The following is a 16,120-nucleotide window of genomic DNA, read 5'->3' as shown; positions in this document are numbered from 1 at the left end:
CCGCTCGGTTTCGATCATCATCGGTTGTGCAGCCTAGTCCTCGGTCTCCTCGCCGAGGACGGTGAAGGCCAAGAGGGCGATGTCGTCGTCCTTGTCCTGGCCGTAGTCGCGCAGGAGGCGGTCGCAGAGGGCGTCCAGGGATTCGGTGGGGGAGACCGACGCGCGCAGGTGTTCCAGGTCGTCGGCGATGTCGCGGTCCCGGCGCTCGATGAGGCCGTCGGTCATCAGCAGGACCGTGGTGCCGGGGGTGAGCGCGACGGTGGTGGCCGGTGGGCGGGGGAAGGTGACGCCGAGGATGTGGCCCTTGATCCACAGGTAGTCCGCGCGGCCGTCCGGTTCGATCAGCAGCGGCGGGATGTGGCCCGCGTTGGCGATCGACATCGTGCGTGCCGCCGGGTCGACCCGCATCAGCGTCATGGTGGTGAGGCTGTCGCGGTGGAAGCGCTGCAGGAGGGTGTCCAGGCGGTCGATGATGGCGGCCGGGTCCAAGCCCTCCAGGGCGTAGGCGCGCAGGGCGTGGCGGACCTCGCCCATGACGGTGGCCGCGCCGATGGAGTGGCCGGTCACGTCGCCGATCGCCACGAAGAAGCTGCCGCCGACCTCGGTGACCTCGTAGAAGTCGCCGCCGATGTCGATGTCGGCGGTGGCCGGGACGTAGCGGGCGGTCATCGGCAGCAGCGGGTGCCGGGGCAGCTTGCTGGGCAGCATGCTGCGCTGCAGGGTCAGCGCCACCGACCGCTCGGCGAGGTAGGCGTGCAGCGCGTCCACGCCGACCGCGACCGCTTGGCCGAGCTGCATGAGCAGGTCGTGGTGCTCGGCCGCCGTGGTCAGCGCGGTCGGCACGGCCACCGCGACGGGCGGGCGGTGCGGCTTGGTCCTGGCGACCACGACCGTCGTGTCCTGCCCGGCCAACAGACGCGCGCCCACCTGGGCGGACGGGGCCAGCGCGGCCAACTCGCCGTCGGGGTCGTCGTCGACGGCCGACTGCTCGCCCGAGGCATCGGCCCTGGCCCGGCACGGCGCGCCGTCCGGCAAGGTGATCAGGGCGGTCGCCGGGCCGCCGACGAGGGCGGCGGCGCCGGATGCGGCGGCGTCGGCGAGGTCGGCCACGGTGTGCGCGGCCATGATGCGCAGGCTGGTCGCGGTCAGCGAGTTCAGCCTGCGCGCCAGGTCTTCGGCGGTGCGGCGGGCCCGGTAGTAGCGCAGCGCCGCGGTGACCGTGGCGACCAGGACGCCCGGGTCGACCGGCTCGACCAGGTAGGCGTCGGCGCCGCGGCTGAGCCCCTGGGCGCGGTCGTCGGGCTCGATCAGGTTGGCCGAGACGTGCACCACCGGGATCGCCGAGGTGGCCGGATCGGCCTTGATCTGCTCGCAGACCTCGAACCCGCTCATGTCCGGCAGCCGCACGTCCAGCACGACCAAGTCCACCGGCAGGGTCCGCGCCATCTCCAGGCCCGCCGCCCCGGTCTCGGCCTCGACCACCTCGTGCCCGCGCCTGCGCAGCCAGCTCGACGTCACGAGCCTGCTGCTCTCGGAGTCGTCCACCACCAGGATCAGGCCGGGCGGACCCGACTGCGCGGCCACGGACCGGTTGCTCATCGCGGTTCCCCGAGCGCGCGCACCGCGGCCACGACCGCGGCGGGGGACAGGTCCGACCTGGACAGTTCGGGCCGCGCGGGGTCGGCGGGTCCCGAGGTGAGGACCACGCGCCGCGCCGCGGCGAACTCGGCGGGGACGGCGGTGCCCTCGGCGACGACCAGCAGCACCTCAGCCGAGCCCGGCCCCGCGGCGGCGAAGTCGGTGGCCTGCACGACCTCGGCGGCGAACGGGGCCAGCGCGTTGGCCAGCCGGGCGCGGGAGTCCGCGTCGGGGTCGACCACCAGGGCCCGCCGCGCCACCGGGGCGGGCAGCCGCACGGTCACCGTCGTGCCCGCGCCGACCTCGCTGGCCAGGGTCAGCTCCCCGCCCAGCAGCGACGTCAGCGTCTTGGCGTAGGGCAGGCCGAGGCCGATGCCGCCACGCTGGAGCTGGTGCGGCACCTGGTGGAACTCCTCGAAGACGCGGTCGAGGTGCTCGGCGGGGATGCCGATGCCGGTGTCGGCCACGGTGAACTCCCACTCCGCGCCGATCCGCCGCGCGGACAGGCGCACCGAGCCGCGCTCGGTGAACTTCAGCGCGTTCGTCACCGCGTTGCGCAGAACTCGGTCCAGCAGCATCTCGTCGGTGTGCAGGTCCGCGGCGGCCTGCTCCGCGCCGGGCAGCTCCCCGCTGGGCGGGTCCTCGACGACCAGGACCACGTCCGCGTTGTCGTGCGCGGCCTGCAACGCCCCGCGCAGCTGGGTGAACAGCACCCGCAGGTCCACCGGCGCCAGGTGCGCCTCCACCCGCCCGGCCTCGGCCTTGGCGACGTCGAGCAGGTCGTTGGTCATGACCAGCACCGCGGCGCCCGAGGAGTTGATCAGCTCGACCTGCCTGCGCTGGACGTCGGTGAGCGGGTCGGCCTCGGGGTCGAGCAGCACGCCCGCCAGGCCGATGATCGAGTTCAGCGGCGAGCGCAGCTCGTGGCTGACATTGGCCCAGTAGCGGGTCTTCGCCTCGCTGGCGGCCGCGAGCTGCTCGGTCTTGTCCTCCAGCTCGGCGTAGAGCGCGACCACACCCTGGTTGGTGCTGTCCAGCTCCTCGGACAGCTCGGTGTAGAGGGCCATCACGCCCTTGTTGGTCTCGTCCAGCTCGGCGTTGAGCCGCAGCAGTTCCTGTTTGCCGCGCTCCAGCTCGTCCAGCAGCGTCAGCAGGTGCTCGTTCTGGGCGCGCAGGTCGTCCAACGCGGTCGCCTTGTCGTGCTCGGCCAGTCGGGCGCGCAGGGCGGCGGCACGGGCCTGGTCGAGCACCATCGGGCCGGGCAGCTGCTTGACGAGCGTGACGGTGTGCCGCTGGCCGGCGCTGCTCAGGGCGACGCCGTCCATGAGCTTGCGCACGGTGTTCCAGCTGAGGTTGCCGAGTGCGGCGGCTCCCGTCCAGGTCAGCGTGATGTCCAGGCGGGAGGCGTCCGGGCCGATGGCGAAGACGGCCCGGACGTCCGAGCCCGCCGCCGCGACGCGGCCGAGGTCGCTCAGCGCGGTCGCCACCCGGATCTGGTCCTGGCTGGAGAGCCCGGCGAGTTCGGCGACCTCGCGGCTGCTCTGGCGCAGCCGGAAGACGTCCTCGTCGTCGGCCAGCGTCAGGCGCAGCAGCTCGGTCACGGCGCGGGCCGCCGTCCCACCAGGACCCCGGCGTCGTCGCGGTGCCCGGCCGCGTCGCGCAGCAGGGTCGCGGCGATCAACAGCGCGTCGCGGGAGAGCAGGCCGCGCCTGCCGGAGAGGTCCCACTTGGCGCTGATGCCATCGGTGTGCAGGACGACCACGCCGTCGGGGGGCAGCTCGTAGTCGAAGGTCCTGACCTTCGGCAGGTGGTAGCCGACGATGCCCGGCACCGACACCATCATCCGCTTGGTGGATTCGGTGCTGACCGAGCCCGCCACGTTGCCCACCCCGCAGAAGCGCACCACGCCCTGGTCGTAGTGCAGGTCCGCGATGGACACCGCGCCGCCGCGGGAGCCGCTGAGCGCGGTGTGCACCCGCCGCACCACCACCTCCGGCGGGTCGGTGGGGCCGTCGTTGAACGCGCGGACCGCCGCGTAGGCGGCGTCCGCGGCCAGCGGGCCGTGCCCGGAGCCGTCACACAGCATGAGCGTGACGCGGTCGCCCTCCTGGCGCGCGGCGAACTGGTCGCCGCAGGTCGGCTCACTGCCCAGCGCCCGGACCAGCCCGGCGACCGAGCGGCCCGGCGGGGCCTGGCGGTCGCCGTGGAACGTCGCCGCCAGGACGGTGCCGACGCCGGGCTCGGAGACCGCGCGCAGCCGGTCGGCCTGGCGCTCGACGGTGCCCAGCCCGACGCCGAGCGTGCCCGCGGTGGAATGCCCGTCGCGCAGGGCCGCGTCGAGGTCGGCCATGCCGGGGCCGCGGTCGACGGCCACCACCTCAATGGTGACCTCGTCGTCCACCCGGACGCGCCGCATCAGCAGCAGCCCGCGCTGGGCGTGCTTGACCAGGTTCGTGCCCAGCTCGGTGACCGCCAAGCCCACCCCGGCGACCCGCTCGTCGGAGAACCCGGCCGAGTGGGCCAGCGACTGCGCCTGGCGGCGGGCGGCGCCGACCGCCGAGCGCTCCTCCATCACCAGCCACTGGCCCTCGTCGGCGGTGATGACCCGGTCCGTCACCGGCGCCGCCACTTGACGACGGTGACGGTGGTCCCGGTGCCGACGCCGGTGTCCAGGTCGAACTCGTCCACGAGCCTGCGCGCCCCGCTGAGGCCGAGGCCAAGGCCGTTGCCGCTGGTCCAGCCATCGGTCATGGCGAGGCCGATGTCGGGGATGCCGGGGCCCGTGTCCACGAACAGGGCGCGCACGCCCTGCCTGCCGTCCTGCTCCACGATCTGCACCTCGGCGTGCCCGCCGCCGCCGTAGATGAGGGTGTTGCGCGCCAGTTCGCTGGTCGCGGTGACCAGCTTGGTCTGGTCCACCAGTGACAGCTTGGCCCGCTGGGCTGCCGCGCGGACGGACTGCCGCACGCGCACGACGTCGTCGTCGCCCGCGATCGGCAGTCTGCCGCCCTCGGCGGCGGTCATCCCTGTTCCTGGACCGGCTCGTCGCCGTCGGCGAAGTCGTCCACGACGCGGCGGCGGGCGGACGAGCGGGCCAGCAGCGCCAGCCCCTTCTCCAGGTTCAGCGCGGTGCGCACGTCGGGCAGGAACAGCCCCAGCTCGACCAGGGTGATCGCCACGGCGGGCTGCATCCCGACCACCACGGTGTCGGCGTCGAACAGGCTCGACGTCGAGGCGATGGAGGCGAACATGCGCCCGATGAAGGAGTCCACGATGTCGACGGAGGAGATATCGATGACGACGCCGTGCGCGCCGGTGTCGTGGATCTGCGTCGCGAGGTCCTCCTGCAGCCGCATCACGTCCTGGTCGTGCAGGTCCACCTGGATGGAGACCAGCAGGACGTCGCCGATGCGCAGGATCGGGACGGTCTGCATCAGCGCCCCCGCGACGCCGGGCGTCGCACCACGTCGACGCCCGAGCTCCGCAGCGCCATCAGCAGCGCGTCGGCCAGTGACGCCTTGGTGGTGATGTCGCCGAAGTCGATGCCAAGGGCGACGATGGTCTGCGCGATCTGCGGCCGGATGCCGGAGATGATCACCTGCGCGCCCATCAGCCGGGCGGCCATCACGGTCTTGAGCAGGTGCTGGGCGACCTGGGTGTCGACGGCCAGCACGCCGGTGATGTCGATGATCGCGTGCTCGGCCCCGGTGTCCACCAGGGTCTGCAGCAGCGACTCGGTGACGACCTGGGTGCGCTCGGAGTCCAGGGTGCCCACCAGCGGCACCGCCAGCACGCCCTCCCACAGCTTCACCACCGGCGTGGTCAGCTCGAGCAGCTGCTCGGACTGCTGGGAGATGACCTGCTCGCGGGTCTTGGCGTAGGCCTCGAAGGTCCACAGGCCGAGGTCGTCGAGCAGCTGGGAGAACATGACCACCTTGCGCACGATGGTGGTGTCGTCCTGGTCCAGCACCTCGAACAGCGCCCGCTTCAGGCCGAACACGGCCACCGCCGTCTCCGAGGGGGTGAACCCCACCCGCGCGCGGGCCTGCGACATCTGCTCCAGGTTGCCCCGGACCTCGGCGAAGGCGTCGCTGCGCACATCTGTGGCGCCGGCGTCCATCGCCTGCAGGATGCTGTCGAACAGCTCCCGGAACTCCTGCTCCAACTCGGCCGTGGTCAGCCTGCCCCGCAGGGTCTCGGCCGCGCGCGCGACCCACTGCCCGAGCAGGTCGCTCTTGCGCTCCCGAAGAACCGCCGCCAACCCGCCGATGGCCGTCTCATTGCTCGTCACTGACGCTCCCGTCCTTTCAGTGCTGCGAGCCTACGCTTCCGGCGGCACGGACCCGAGGCGCGGACGACCCCGCGGGCATCGTGCAGAGCCCGCGGGGCCTGACCCCGGTGGGATCGCGCGCGATATCCCAGGGCTGGGGCGTAGGTAGCCGGTTCCCGGATGCTTCAAACCCGGACTTCGCCACATTCGGGTCGGGGGTGGTGGCCGCACGCGGCTGGCCCGGTGCTCGGCTAAGGGTTCTTTCCGCCCGGTACCGGGGCGGTGCGGAGCAGGTGGGGCGCGAGCGCGCCCGCGATGAGGGCGTAGCCCAAGGGGGAGGGGTGGAATCGGTCGGCGGAGAACAGGCCGGGATCGCGGCGGAAGTCGTCGAAGAGGGCTGGGGGGATGGCGGCGACGGTGCCGCCCGCCGCGAGCACCGCGGCGGCCTGGGCCTGGGAGTAGCCCTCGCTGACGATGCGCACCAGGTCGCGGTAGGGGCCGGGGACGGCGGAGACGATGCTCAGGTCGGGGGCGGTGGCCACCAGCACGGCCGCGCCCAGGGCGGTGAGGTCGGCGACGGCGGCGCCGAGCAGCCGGGCCCCGGCCTCCGGCGGGGTGAACGAGATCAGGTCGTTGGCGCCGATGACCACCAGCGCCAGGTCGACCGGGACGGCCGAGGCCGCGCGGACCTGCGGGGCGAGGTCGGTCGAGCGCGCGCCGGAGACGGCGTGGACGCGCAGGTCGACGTCGTGGCCCGCGTCGCGCAGGGCAACGGCGAGCCGGTGGCTGAGCGTCTGGTCCGCCGACGCGCACCCGACGCCCGCGGCGAGCGAGTCGCCCAGGACGTGGAAGTGGAGTGTGCTCATCACCCCGTACAACGCCCCAGCGCCCGCCCGCGCTCCCGAACCGCGGGATGGGACGCGCCACTGCCGAGCGGTTGCTGGTGTCCCGCGCATGACGAGCGCCGTGCTGCACCCCGGCGCGATGGGCTCCGCCGTCGCCGCCCAGCTGGTGGCCGCAGGCCACCGGTGCGCCTGGCTGCCCACCGGTCGCGGCGGGCTGCGGGTGTGCGAGGTGGTGCTGAGCGTCTGCCCGCCCGCCGCCGCGCTGGACATCGCCGCCATCCTCGCGCCGCGCGAGCCGGGCACGACCCGGATCTACCTGTCTCCTGGCCGCGGCGGAGTCCTTCCTCGACCACGGGCGGGACCTACAAGGACGACCCCGACGCCCACACTGGACGACCTGCCGGCCGCCCTGACCCGGCCAGCGAACGGCGCCGCCGGGGTGGACCATGTGGTCGACCCCGGCGGCGAATGACCGTTACGGACTACCCCGCGTAGGTCTCGAACTCGGCGACCCGCGGCGTGCCGCTGGAGCCGGTGATCTCGAAGTTGAGCTTCTTGAGCGAGGTCGCCGGGAACTGGGCGACGCCCGCGGTGCTGCCGGTGGCCAGCACCGCGCCGGTGTCGTTGTTGACCAGCCGCCACGAGCGGATGTTGCCGACCGCGCCCGATGCCTCCCGGATGTTGACCGAGGACACGGTGGTGGCCGAGCTCCACTTGATGGAGACGCGTCCGGTGGAGCCCGACGGCGACCAGTAGGTGGACAGGTTGCCGTCCAGCACGTTGCCGTAGCTGGTGCCGCTCGCCTTGCTGGAGCCGTCGGAGCCCGCCCCGAGGCTGAGGTTGTTCCCGCTCGGCGGCCGCGTGGTCGTAGTGGTGGTCGTGGTCGTGGTCGTAGTCGTGGTGGTGCTCGTGGTGGGCCGGGTCGTCGTGGTGGTTGTCGGGTTCTGCGGCGTGCAGCGGCCGTCGGAGACCCGCATGCCCGTGTTGGCCCCGGCCGTCTGGCTGACCACCTGCGGCACGCAGCTGGCGGCGTCGAGCGGGAAGGAGTACGGGATGCTGACCGAGGTGTTCGACGTCGGGTTGGGGCCCGCCGGGTTGTTGTCGCCGCTGCGGCTGGACCAGGTCACGTTGTCGAAGATGTTGCCCGACACCTGCCAGTAGCCCGCCTGGTCGGTGTAGAACGTGCCGAGCACGTCCTTGGAGTCCTGGAAGTAGTTGTTGTCGACCTTGGCCTTGGCTCCCGCGCGGGAGTTGATGCCGGACTCCACCAGACCCACGTAGTGGTTGTTGTACATGTGCGCCACCCCGCCGCGCAGCAGCGGCGTGCGGGAGTTCAGGTTCTGGTACAGGTTGTGGTGGAACGTCACGAACCCGTTGGAGACATCGCTCTCGCTGGAGCCGATGAGCCCACCGCGCTCGGAGTTGCGCAGAATGCTGTACGACAGCGTGACGTACTTGGTGTCGTCCTTCATGTCGAACAGGCCGTCGAAGCCCTCCGCCTCGCCGCCGGACGCCAGCAGCGTGAGGTGGTCGCCCCAGACGTTGCGGACGCCGCTCTCCATCCCGATCGCGTCCCCGCCGTTGGAGGTGGGCGACCCGGACTTCTTGACGTTGCGGACGGTGACGTTGCGGATGATGATGTTGCTGGCCTCGCGGATGTGGATGCCGATCTGGTCGAAGACGGCACCGCTGCCGACCCCGATGATCGTGACGTTGCTGATCTGCTTGAGCTCGATCACCCCGGCGGCCGTCGAGCAGCTGGAGCCGGAGACCTTGGTGGTGTTGCCGTGGTTGATGGTGCCCTCGACCTGGATGGTGATCGGGGTGCTGCTGCTGGCCCGGCTGCACAGGGCCTGGTGGATCTGGGTGCCGGTGGTGGCCCGCACCGTCGCGCCACCTTGCCCGCCCGTCGTCCCACCGTTCTGGGAGGCGAACCCGGTCGCCGTGTCACTGGCCGCCGACGCCGACGGCGTCGCGGACGTCGCCAGCACCACGCTGGCCGACACCACGACGGCGAAGGCGGACGCCATGGCGGGGACACGCCATGCCGCTGATCTTGTCACGTCATCTCCTGCGTCATTGAAGGCTGAGTGGTCAGCCGCTTCTCTGGAGCGGGCAGGATCGGCCGACGGGTCGACACCGCGCCACGCGGTGCCGCGACCACTGCCCGAGCGTCGCCTCCCCTCGCCGGTCACGTGCAGGCATCGGTGCCGCACTGGGGGAAAGCGCTTTCTGCAAGCGCTTTCTCGGGACCGTAGTGCGCGGTGTCCCACTGGTCAATAGCGTGACGCGCGACGCGGCCCGTCCGAAGTGCCGCGGGCCCTAGACGCCCGTGGCTCCGTCGAGCCGTTCACGGAGGAGGTCGGCGTGGCCGCAGTGGCGGGCGTACTCGGCGATCATGTGCGAGTAGACCCACCGCACCGTGACCCGGCCCTCCCCGAACGCCGCCGAGTCGCCGAGGTCGCGCGCCGCGCACGCGGACCGCGCGTGTGCGACCTCGTCCTCCCAGAGCCGCCTCGCCGAGGAGAATGGGCCGTCGTCGGGGGTGAAGCCGCCGTCGTGGCCCGCCGAACCCGGGCTTGACGGGTAGACCGGCGGCGCCGCCTCGCCCGCGAGCACCCGCCGGAACCAAGTGCGCTCGACCTCGGTCACATGCTGGACCAAGCCGCGCAGCGTCAGCGGCGACGGCGGCGCCGAAGCGGTCCGCAACTGCTCCTCGGTCAGCCCGTCGCACTTGGCGATCAGCGTCGCCCGGTAGAAGTCGAGCCAGCCCGCCAGCGTGGCGCGCTCGTCGGCGTCCATGGGCGGCATCGGGCGGTCGGTCACGACGCCAGGTCCTTGCGGGCGTCGCCGCGGCCCGCGGTCTCGGGCGAGCGCCCCCGTTCCCAGCGCAGGTACCTGCCCGAGGCGTCGGAGGTGTTTGTCAGCAGCCAGAGGAGGACGCCCGCGTCGTCGGTCACGCCGATCAGGGGAAGCAGCTCGGGCAGGAGATCGATCGGCGACACCAGGTAGACCACGGCCAGCAGCCACTGCGCGGGCTGGGTAAGCGACAACCCTGTGTACCCGTGCTTGCGAGCGCGCAGCAGCCTGGGGAAGGCGCGCATCCGCTGGACCGGGTTGCCGACCGGTCCGGTGCCCTTGGCCCGTTCGCGGGCCCGCTTGCGCAGTCCCAGTGCGCCCAGCACGAGGCCGACGGCCAGCAGCGCCAGTCCGAGCACCAGCGGGTTCATTCCCCACGGCGCCGACGGCTGCGCGATCGCCACGATCAGGCCGACGACCGCCAGCACGACTCCGGCGACAACCACGTCGACCTCCCCGCCGCTCTGTCTCGGGACCGCCGCCCGGTTCCCCCCAGCCTAGGCGCAAGATCGGCACCGCCGCCGGACGAGGGCGTCGGGCCGCACGCGGCCGCGCGGCCGACAGGTGCCTGTCACCGTTCGTTCACGGCGATCCGCCCGGTTGTTGCCGGAAAGTGCGAGTTGACAGCGTCCGTTTACCAGGCGACTGCGACTGAGAGTGGGTGGGCCGCTGAATAGGCGGACGATATTTGGCCCCGGGCGGCCGATCGTGCGACTCATTCGCCGCAGTGCGGGCAGTTTCGCTGAAGTTCATTCTTTCCGGTGATCCACAAGTCGTCCAAGTCGGCGCGGCCTGACGTCTGGCATAGTCGATCTCAGTCGCCGCCGGTTCGGCGACGGACAATTCCCCGTTGCAATCAGGAAAGGGCAACAATGCGCACGGAAGCGCTAGACCGGGTCGGGCTCGTCTTCACCCTTCTCGACGCCAACGGCTCCGGCTACCTCAGCTCCGAGGACTTCCAGCTCATGTCCGACCGCGTGGTGGCCGCCGCCAAGGGCTCGGATGAATCCGCCAAGCGCGCGATGTCGGCCGCCTTTGCCCAGTACTGGTCGACCCTGGCCGCCGAGTTGGACACCGATAGGGACAACCGGGTCACCTTCGAGGAGTACACCGCCTGCGTGCTGTCCCCGGAACGGTTCGACAGGACGGTCGAACAGTTCGCGGACTCGCTGGCCGCACTCGGCGACCCGGACGGGGACGGCCTCATCGAACGGCCCGTGTTCACCGCGCTCATGACGGCCATCGGTTTTGGGCAGGCGAATGTCGACGCGCTTTTCGACGCCTTCGGACCCGACGCCCACGACCGCGTCACCGTCGCCACCTGGGTGCGGGGAATCAAGGACTACTACGGGCCCGACAAGGCCGGAATCGCCGGCGACCACCTCGTGGAGCGGGCGGGGGCCTGAACCGCATGCCGAACCCGGTGGTGGGTCTCGCGGTCGGCGGGGGAACGGGCCCGGAGCTGGCCGAGGTTTTCGAGCGGGTGCTCCAGCGGCTGGGGGAGGCGCACGGGGTCGGGTTCGACATCGTGCGCTCGCCCCGCGTGTACGACTCCTACGTGTCGCTGCGCTCGCTCGGCATCGGGGAGATCCGCCGCCGCACGCAGGAGGACGCCGAGCACTACGAGCAGTTCTGCCGCGCTCTCGCGGGCCGCGGCGTGGCGGCGGTGTTCCGCACGGCGATCAACGCCCAGTCGCTGTACCTGGTGCGGCAGCGGCTGCGGGCGGTGAAGGTCGACGTGCTCACCCACCAGTCCGCCTCGCTGCTGCTGGTGCGCGACGAGGCCCAGGGCTTCTACACCGGCGAGAACCAGCACACTCCCGGCGCGGTGACCCGGACCATGGAGTTCAGCCGGGAGATCACCGAGGAGATCATCGCCTTCGCGCTGGAGCGGGCCAGGAGGCAGTGGCCCGACGGCGGCCCAGGCGAGGTGCTGATGGCCTACAAGTTCCACCTGCTCGACGGCGCGCTCGACGAGTGGGTCACCGCGCTGTCCCGGCGGCTGGGGGTGGCCATCCGGCTGTGCCAGCCGGACACGGTCAACCGCAACCTGGTCGAGCACGGGCTCGGCGAGCGGACGCTGCTCATCGCGGGCAACGAGTGGGCCGACATCATGCACGTGGTGCTGCTCGACCGCTTCGGCGGCGAACGCCAGGAGAACCGCTGCACCGAGAACGTCCACCTGCACCCGGACGTGGCCGGGCTGGTGGAGTACCAGACCGTGCACGGCTCGGCGGACGATCTCGCCGGGCGGGGCGCGGTCAACCCGGTGGCGACCATCCGGGCAGCGGCGGCCATCGCCGAGCACCACGGCGGCTGCGCGGGCGCGGTGCGCCAGGTGGAACGCGCCATCGACGCGCTGCGGCGCCGTGGCGTCGGCACACCCGACCTCGGCGGACGCCACACCACCACCGGGGTCGCCGACGCGCTGCTCGCCGCGGTCGACCCGCTGGCCACCCCGGTGGCGGGGTGGTGACGCCCGCGCCGGGGACGGTGCTGGTGGTCGTGGACCTGCAGAACGACTTCTGCGCGGGCCCGCTCGCCGCGAGGCGCTACCCCGGCGACCCAGCGAGGCTGGAGACCGTGGCAGGCACCGCCGCCGTGGCCGTCGGGACGGCGCGGGACCACGGCACCGAGGTCGTGTTCGTGCGGTTCCTCGGCGACGTGGAGTACCAGCGGCCGAGCTGGCGCCGCCGCGACGCCCTGCACGGCAAGCCGCCGAAGTGCCGCGAGGGCACCTGGGGCGCGCGGTTCCACGCGGTGTCGCCGATGCCGGGGGAGCAGGTGTTCACCAAAGAGGCGTGCTTCGACGCGTTCCTCGCCCCCGGCTTCGAGCGGCACCTGGCTCAGCGCGGCGCCACGCACCTGGTGTTCGCCGGCCTGTTCACCGACGTCTGCGTGGACTCCACCGCGCGCACGGCATTCCAGAAGGGCTACCACGTCACGGTGCTGACCGACTGCACCACAGCCCTGCACCTGCCGGACGAGGACATCCTGCGGTTCATGCGTGTGCTGTACGGCGCCCGCACCACCACGCACGACCGCCCGGACACCTGGACCCGCTTCGTGGAAACGGAGGAGACGTGGGACGGCACAGCGACACCAGGACCAGCGCGGGAGTCGAGGACGGCGTCGGCCTGACGGCGCTCATGGTCGCCGCCGCGCGCGCGATCGAGACCCACCGACCCGACTGGCTGGCCCAGGACGCCTACGCCGAGCATTTCGTCCGCGCCGCGCACGCGTCGCACAGGTGGCCGGTGCACCCCAGCGAGGTCCAGGGCGGGGAGGCGAACCCGCTGTGGGGTCGGTTGGGCCGCTACTTCGGCCTGCGCACCAGGGTGCTGGACGACCACCTCCTCGACGCCGTCCACGCGGGCGCGCGCCAAGTGGTTCTGCTCGGAGCGGGCCTGGACACCCGCGCGTACCGGCTCGCCTGGCCGCCCGGCCTCGGGGTCTACGAGATCGACCACGCCGAGGTGCTGGCCTTCAAACAGCACGTTCTGGACGAACTCGGCGCCACCCCGGCGACCACCCGGACTCCCATCGCGGCGGACCTGTGCGGCAACTGGGCCACGGCGCTGGTCGCGGCCGGGTTCGACCCGACGGCCCCGACCGCGTGGCTCGCCGAAGGCGTGTTCCTCTACCTGCCGAGCACGGCCGAGCACCGTCTCATCGAGACCGTGGACCGCCTGTCCGCGCCGGGCAGCTCGCTGGCGTACGAGGTGAAACTGGTCAGGGAGAGGCTGGAAGTCCGCGACAGCCCGGTCTACACCTCGACCAGGGAGCAGATCGGCGTCGACCTCCTCGCCCTCTTCGACGGCGACCCCCGCCCGGACTCCGCCCACCACCTGACAACCAAGTCCTGGACCACAACCACCCGCACCCCCTTCGACTTCACCACCCACCACGGCCGCGGCCCCCGCCCAGAACCGAACGACGCCCTCGCGGCCAACCGCTGGATCTTCGCCACCACACCGACCCACACCGCACCGGCGACGAGCGGCCGGGGATAGCTCCCAGCGGCGCCAGGCCGATCGAGAAACCCGCCGCGCGGCAACCACGCCGTGGGACCATCACGACCTGCACGGCGACAGGGCGTCGAACCAGGCGAGCGTGGGGGCGGTCGATCCGTCCTCGCGCCTGTCCGTCCTGCAGGCGGGCCGCGACATCCGGATCGTCCACCAGCGCGGGCCGCGCCCCTGGCCGCGTGCGGGGACAGCGGTCCTCGTCGGCGGGACCGCCACTCGTGGGCGGCTTCGCGTTCCTGGATGGCAACGGCTCGACATGGTGCTCGAGGCGCCCGCCGGATGCGAGCCGTGCGCGCCCGGTCGCGCGACTAGAGCTGACGCGCCTACCCGATCGCGCAGGTCAGGGCCGGGAGGGTGGGGGAGCCGGTGCCGAGGAAGCCGAACGTGGTCGCCCCGCCCGCCGGGACGGCCGCGTTCCAGGACAGGTTCGTGGCCGTGGCCGTGGCGCCGCTGGTGGTGATGCGCGAACTCCAGTGGCTGCCCACGGTCTGGCCGGGCGCCAGCGCCCACCGGACCCGCCAGCCCGCGCTGGGCGCGTTCTCCGCGTGCCGGACGGTGACCTCCACGTGGTGGCCGGTGCCCCACTGGGCGACCACGCGCGCGGTCGCCGTGCAGGCGCCCGGGGTGGTCTTGAACTCGGGCAGCTCGTCCAGTGTGATGACCCGCTCGTGGGCGTAGACCTCGCGGAGGAAGGGCAGCGGGTTGACCACGCCATCCTGGACGAATGACCCGCTCCAGGTGACGAACCAGCTCCACCGCGCCTCGTAGGCGGCCAGCAGGTCGGGGTCCGGGATGGGGCCGACCTCGCCGAGGGCGACGAGCCTGCGGTCCTGGCCGAGTTCCACCAGCCGCTCGTACGGGCCGATCACGGGACCGTGGTCGTTGCCCGGCGGGTAGGAGTCCATGCTGACCACGTCCACCACCTCGTCGCCCGGGTACCACTCGGGGGCCACGGAGTTCCACACCCAGATCAGGTTGTGCAGGCCGTGGTGGCCGACGAGGCGCTCGTGCAGCAGCCGGTAGAGCTGCTTGGCGGGTCCGGGTCCTTTGGCCCCCCACCAGAACCAGCCGCCCTCGGCCTCGTGCAGTGGCCGCCACAGGACGGGGACGCTCGCGTCGGCCAGGCGCTTGAGCTGCACCGCGATCGCGTCCATGTCGCGCACCAGCAGGCGGTAGTCCGCCGAGGACGGGTCGGCCAGGGCGGCGGCGAGGTCGAAGGTCGTCGCGTCGGTGTAGAAGCCGCGCCACCACTCGCGTCCCGGCTCATCGATCAGGCCGCTGGGCGCGTTCCAGTGCCAGGCGAGGGTGGCGACGCCGCCGCGCCGGTCCCAGGCGATCGCGTGGTCGACGTCGCGCCCGACCGTGCCGCGCTCGACGCGGCTGGGGGAGTAGTCCATCAGGTCGTAGCCGCCGACGGCGGGCGCCCGCCCCACGTTCTCCTCGACCCAGTCGATGGAGGCCTGGTCCTGCTGGCCGGAGAGGACCGCCGTGCCGTAGTTCGCCGCGAGGTAGCGCATGAGCCCCTTGGCCTCCGCGGTCGCGGCCGGGTCGGTGAGCGCGCCGGTGACCTGGTGCGGCCCGCGCGGGGCGCTGGGCACGACCTTGATCGCGTCGATCAGGTACCAGCCCCAGTTGCTGGTGATGGTGATCGTGTTGTCGCCGTCGGCCAGCAGCACCTTGCCCGCGCTGATGGAGGTGAACGACGGGTGCTCGGGGAACTGCACCTCGCCGAGCCCGCTTCCGTTGAGCGACAGCGACGCCGTCTTCGCGCCGTAGGGGGTCGCGTAGAGGATGCTGAGGTCGTGCAGCCCGCCCGGGCTGTCCGGGATGGTGATCGTGACGCTGTCGCTCGCGGCGTCGAACCCCGCGACGTAGCCGCGCCCGGAGAACCCGGGCACGGCGCTCTCCACGACGGTCCCGTTGAGCGCCCCGTCCTCGGCCTCGTGCACCCCCGGCTCGGCGGGTGCGCTGGGCACCACCTTGATCGCGTCGATCAGGTACCACCCCCACGCGGTGGCGAAGGTCAGCGTGTTGTCCCCTTCGCGCAAGGCCAGCTTGGAGCCGGTCGCCTCGGTGAACGCCGGGTTCTCCGGCAGCGGCAGCTCGCCGATCGGACTGCCGTTGAGCGCGAGCCCCGCCTTCTTCGGCCCGTACGGGGTGGCGTAGCGGATGGTCAGGTCGTGCAGGCCGCCGGGGCTGTCCGGGATGGTGATCGTCAGGGTGTCCGAGGCCTCGTCGAACCCGCCGACGTACCCGTCGCCGGAGAACCCCTCCAGCGCGGTCTCCACGACCGTGCCGGACAGCGCGCCGTCCTCGGCTTCGATCCAGCCGTCCGCCGCGGCGGCGGACGGGGCGGGCAGGGTGACAGCGGCCGCCACCAGGGACACGACCAGCACGGACCTCATGGCGCTCCTCCGTGGGAGGCCCCTAGAACTGGGAGCGCTCCCAGTCGATGAGCATAGGGGACGGAGGCGATCGGG

The 16,120-nt window shown here is 72.3% G+C and carries 16 protein-coding genes; 5 read left to right on the top strand and 11 right to left on the bottom strand.

Annotated features, from left to right (window positions below; all coding sequences use genetic code 11):
* Nucleotides 1-33: 33 nt before the first annotated feature.
* The 7 genes from ACFPM7_RS23030 to ACFPM7_RS23000 all read right to left on the bottom strand — a co-directional run bounded on the left by ACFPM7_RS23030 (nt 34) and on the right by ACFPM7_RS23000 (nt 6,774).
* A complete protein-coding gene (locus ACFPM7_RS23030) occupies nt 34-1,599 on the bottom strand; it encodes a SpoIIE family protein phosphatase (RefSeq protein WP_378249805.1) in 1,566 nt (521 codons plus the stop codon).
* Nucleotides 1,596-3,239 (bottom strand): sensor histidine kinase, encoded by a 1,644-nt coding sequence (locus ACFPM7_RS23025; protein WP_378249804.1) that lies wholly within the window; start codon nt 3,237-3,239, stop codon nt 1,596-1,598. The genes ACFPM7_RS23030 and ACFPM7_RS23025 overlap by 4 nt, the downstream gene beginning before the upstream one ends.
* On the bottom strand, nt 3,236-4,267 hold the full coding sequence (locus ACFPM7_RS23020; protein ID WP_378249803.1) for an ATP-binding protein: 1,032 nt from the start codon (nt 4,265-4,267) through the stop codon (nt 3,236-3,238). Before ACFPM7_RS23020 ends, ACFPM7_RS23025 begins: the two co-directional genes overlap by 4 nt.
* A complete protein-coding gene (locus tag ACFPM7_RS23015) occupies nt 4,252-4,662 on the bottom strand; it encodes an ATP-binding protein (protein ID WP_378249802.1) in 411 nt (136 codons plus the stop codon). The genes ACFPM7_RS23020 and ACFPM7_RS23015 overlap by 16 nt, the downstream gene beginning before the upstream one ends.
* Entirely contained in the window at nt 4,659-5,072 is a 414-nt protein-coding gene (locus ACFPM7_RS23010; RefSeq protein WP_378249801.1) for an STAS domain-containing protein, read from the bottom strand. Before ACFPM7_RS23010 ends, ACFPM7_RS23015 begins: the two co-directional genes overlap by 4 nt.
* Entirely contained in the window at nt 5,072-5,929 is an 858-nt protein-coding gene (locus ACFPM7_RS23005) for an STAS domain-containing protein (RefSeq protein WP_378249800.1), read from the bottom strand. Before ACFPM7_RS23005 ends, ACFPM7_RS23010 begins: the two co-directional genes overlap by 1 nt.
* Nucleotides 5,930-6,159: 230 nt before the next feature.
* Nucleotides 6,160-6,774, bottom strand: a complete 615-nt coding sequence (locus tag ACFPM7_RS23000; RefSeq protein WP_378249799.1) for an SGNH/GDSL hydrolase family protein — start codon at nt 6,772-6,774, stop codon at nt 6,160-6,162.
* Between the two features lie 88 nt (nt 6,775-6,862).
* Between ACFPM7_RS23000 and ACFPM7_RS22995 the strand changes: the two genes are divergently transcribed.
* Nucleotides 6,863-7,225, top strand: coding sequence for a hypothetical protein (locus ACFPM7_RS22995; protein WP_378249798.1), 363 nt, complete (start codon nt 6,863-6,865; stop codon nt 7,223-7,225).
* A gap of 10 nt (nt 7,226-7,235) precedes the next feature.
* Here the strand turns inward: ACFPM7_RS22995 and ACFPM7_RS22990 are convergent, their stop codons facing one another.
* The 3 genes from ACFPM7_RS22990 to ACFPM7_RS22980 form a co-directional block, all read right to left on the bottom strand.
* Nucleotides 7,236-8,816, bottom strand: a complete 1,581-nt coding sequence (locus ACFPM7_RS22990) for a pectate lyase family protein (RefSeq protein WP_378249797.1) — start codon at nt 8,814-8,816, stop codon at nt 7,236-7,238.
* A 259-nt stretch (nt 8,817-9,075) separates the two neighbouring features.
* Nucleotides 9,076-9,564 (bottom strand): DinB family protein, encoded by a 489-nt coding sequence (locus ACFPM7_RS22985; protein WP_378249848.1) that lies wholly within the window; start codon nt 9,562-9,564, stop codon nt 9,076-9,078.
* An 11-nt stretch (nt 9,565-9,575) separates the two neighbouring features.
* The gene (locus tag ACFPM7_RS22980; RefSeq protein ID WP_378249796.1) at nt 9,576-10,058 is read right to left on the bottom strand and encodes a YkvA family protein; all 483 of its coding nucleotides are present in this window, start codon (nt 10,056-10,058) and stop codon (nt 9,576-9,578) included.
* A 426-nt stretch (nt 10,059-10,484) separates the two neighbouring features.
* Between ACFPM7_RS22980 and ACFPM7_RS22975 the strand changes: the two genes are divergently transcribed.
* From ACFPM7_RS22975 to ACFPM7_RS22960, 4 genes are read left to right on the top strand one after another with little or no spacing between them, the layout of a single operon-like run.
* Complete coding sequence (locus ACFPM7_RS22975) at nt 10,485-11,018, top strand: EF-hand domain-containing protein (protein WP_378249795.1); 534 nt, start codon at nt 10,485-10,487, stop codon at nt 11,016-11,018.
* 5 nt (nt 11,019-11,023) lie between these two features.
* Nucleotides 11,024-12,088 carry an isocitrate/isopropylmalate family dehydrogenase gene (locus ACFPM7_RS22970; protein ID WP_378249794.1) on the top strand — a complete coding sequence of 355 codons (1,065 nt, stop codon included), beginning with the start codon at nt 11,024-11,026 and terminating at the stop codon, nt 12,086-12,088.
* A complete protein-coding gene (locus ACFPM7_RS22965) occupies nt 12,082-12,753 on the top strand; it encodes a cysteine hydrolase family protein (RefSeq protein ID WP_378249793.1) in 672 nt (223 codons plus the stop codon). The genes ACFPM7_RS22970 and ACFPM7_RS22965 overlap by 7 nt, the downstream gene beginning before the upstream one ends.
* A complete protein-coding gene (locus ACFPM7_RS22960) occupies nt 12,696-13,625 on the top strand; it encodes an SAM-dependent methyltransferase (protein ID WP_378249792.1) in 930 nt (309 codons plus the stop codon). The genes ACFPM7_RS22965 and ACFPM7_RS22960 overlap by 58 nt, the downstream gene beginning before the upstream one ends.
* A gap of 338 nt (nt 13,626-13,963) precedes the next feature.
* Here the strand turns inward: ACFPM7_RS22960 and ACFPM7_RS22955 are convergent, their stop codons facing one another.
* On the bottom strand, nt 13,964-16,045 hold the full coding sequence (locus ACFPM7_RS22955; protein WP_378249791.1) for a glycosyl hydrolase: 2,082 nt from the start codon (nt 16,043-16,045) through the stop codon (nt 13,964-13,966).
* Nucleotides 16,046-16,120: the final 75 nt, after the last annotated feature.

Origin of the sequence: Actinokineospora guangxiensis (assembly GCF_042657845.1) — a bacterium.
In the GTDB taxonomy this organism is placed as follows: Bacteria; Actinomycetota; Actinomycetes; order Mycobacteriales; family Pseudonocardiaceae; genus Actinokineospora; species Actinokineospora guangxiensis.
This window is presented reverse-complemented; position numbering and strand designations above follow the sequence as displayed.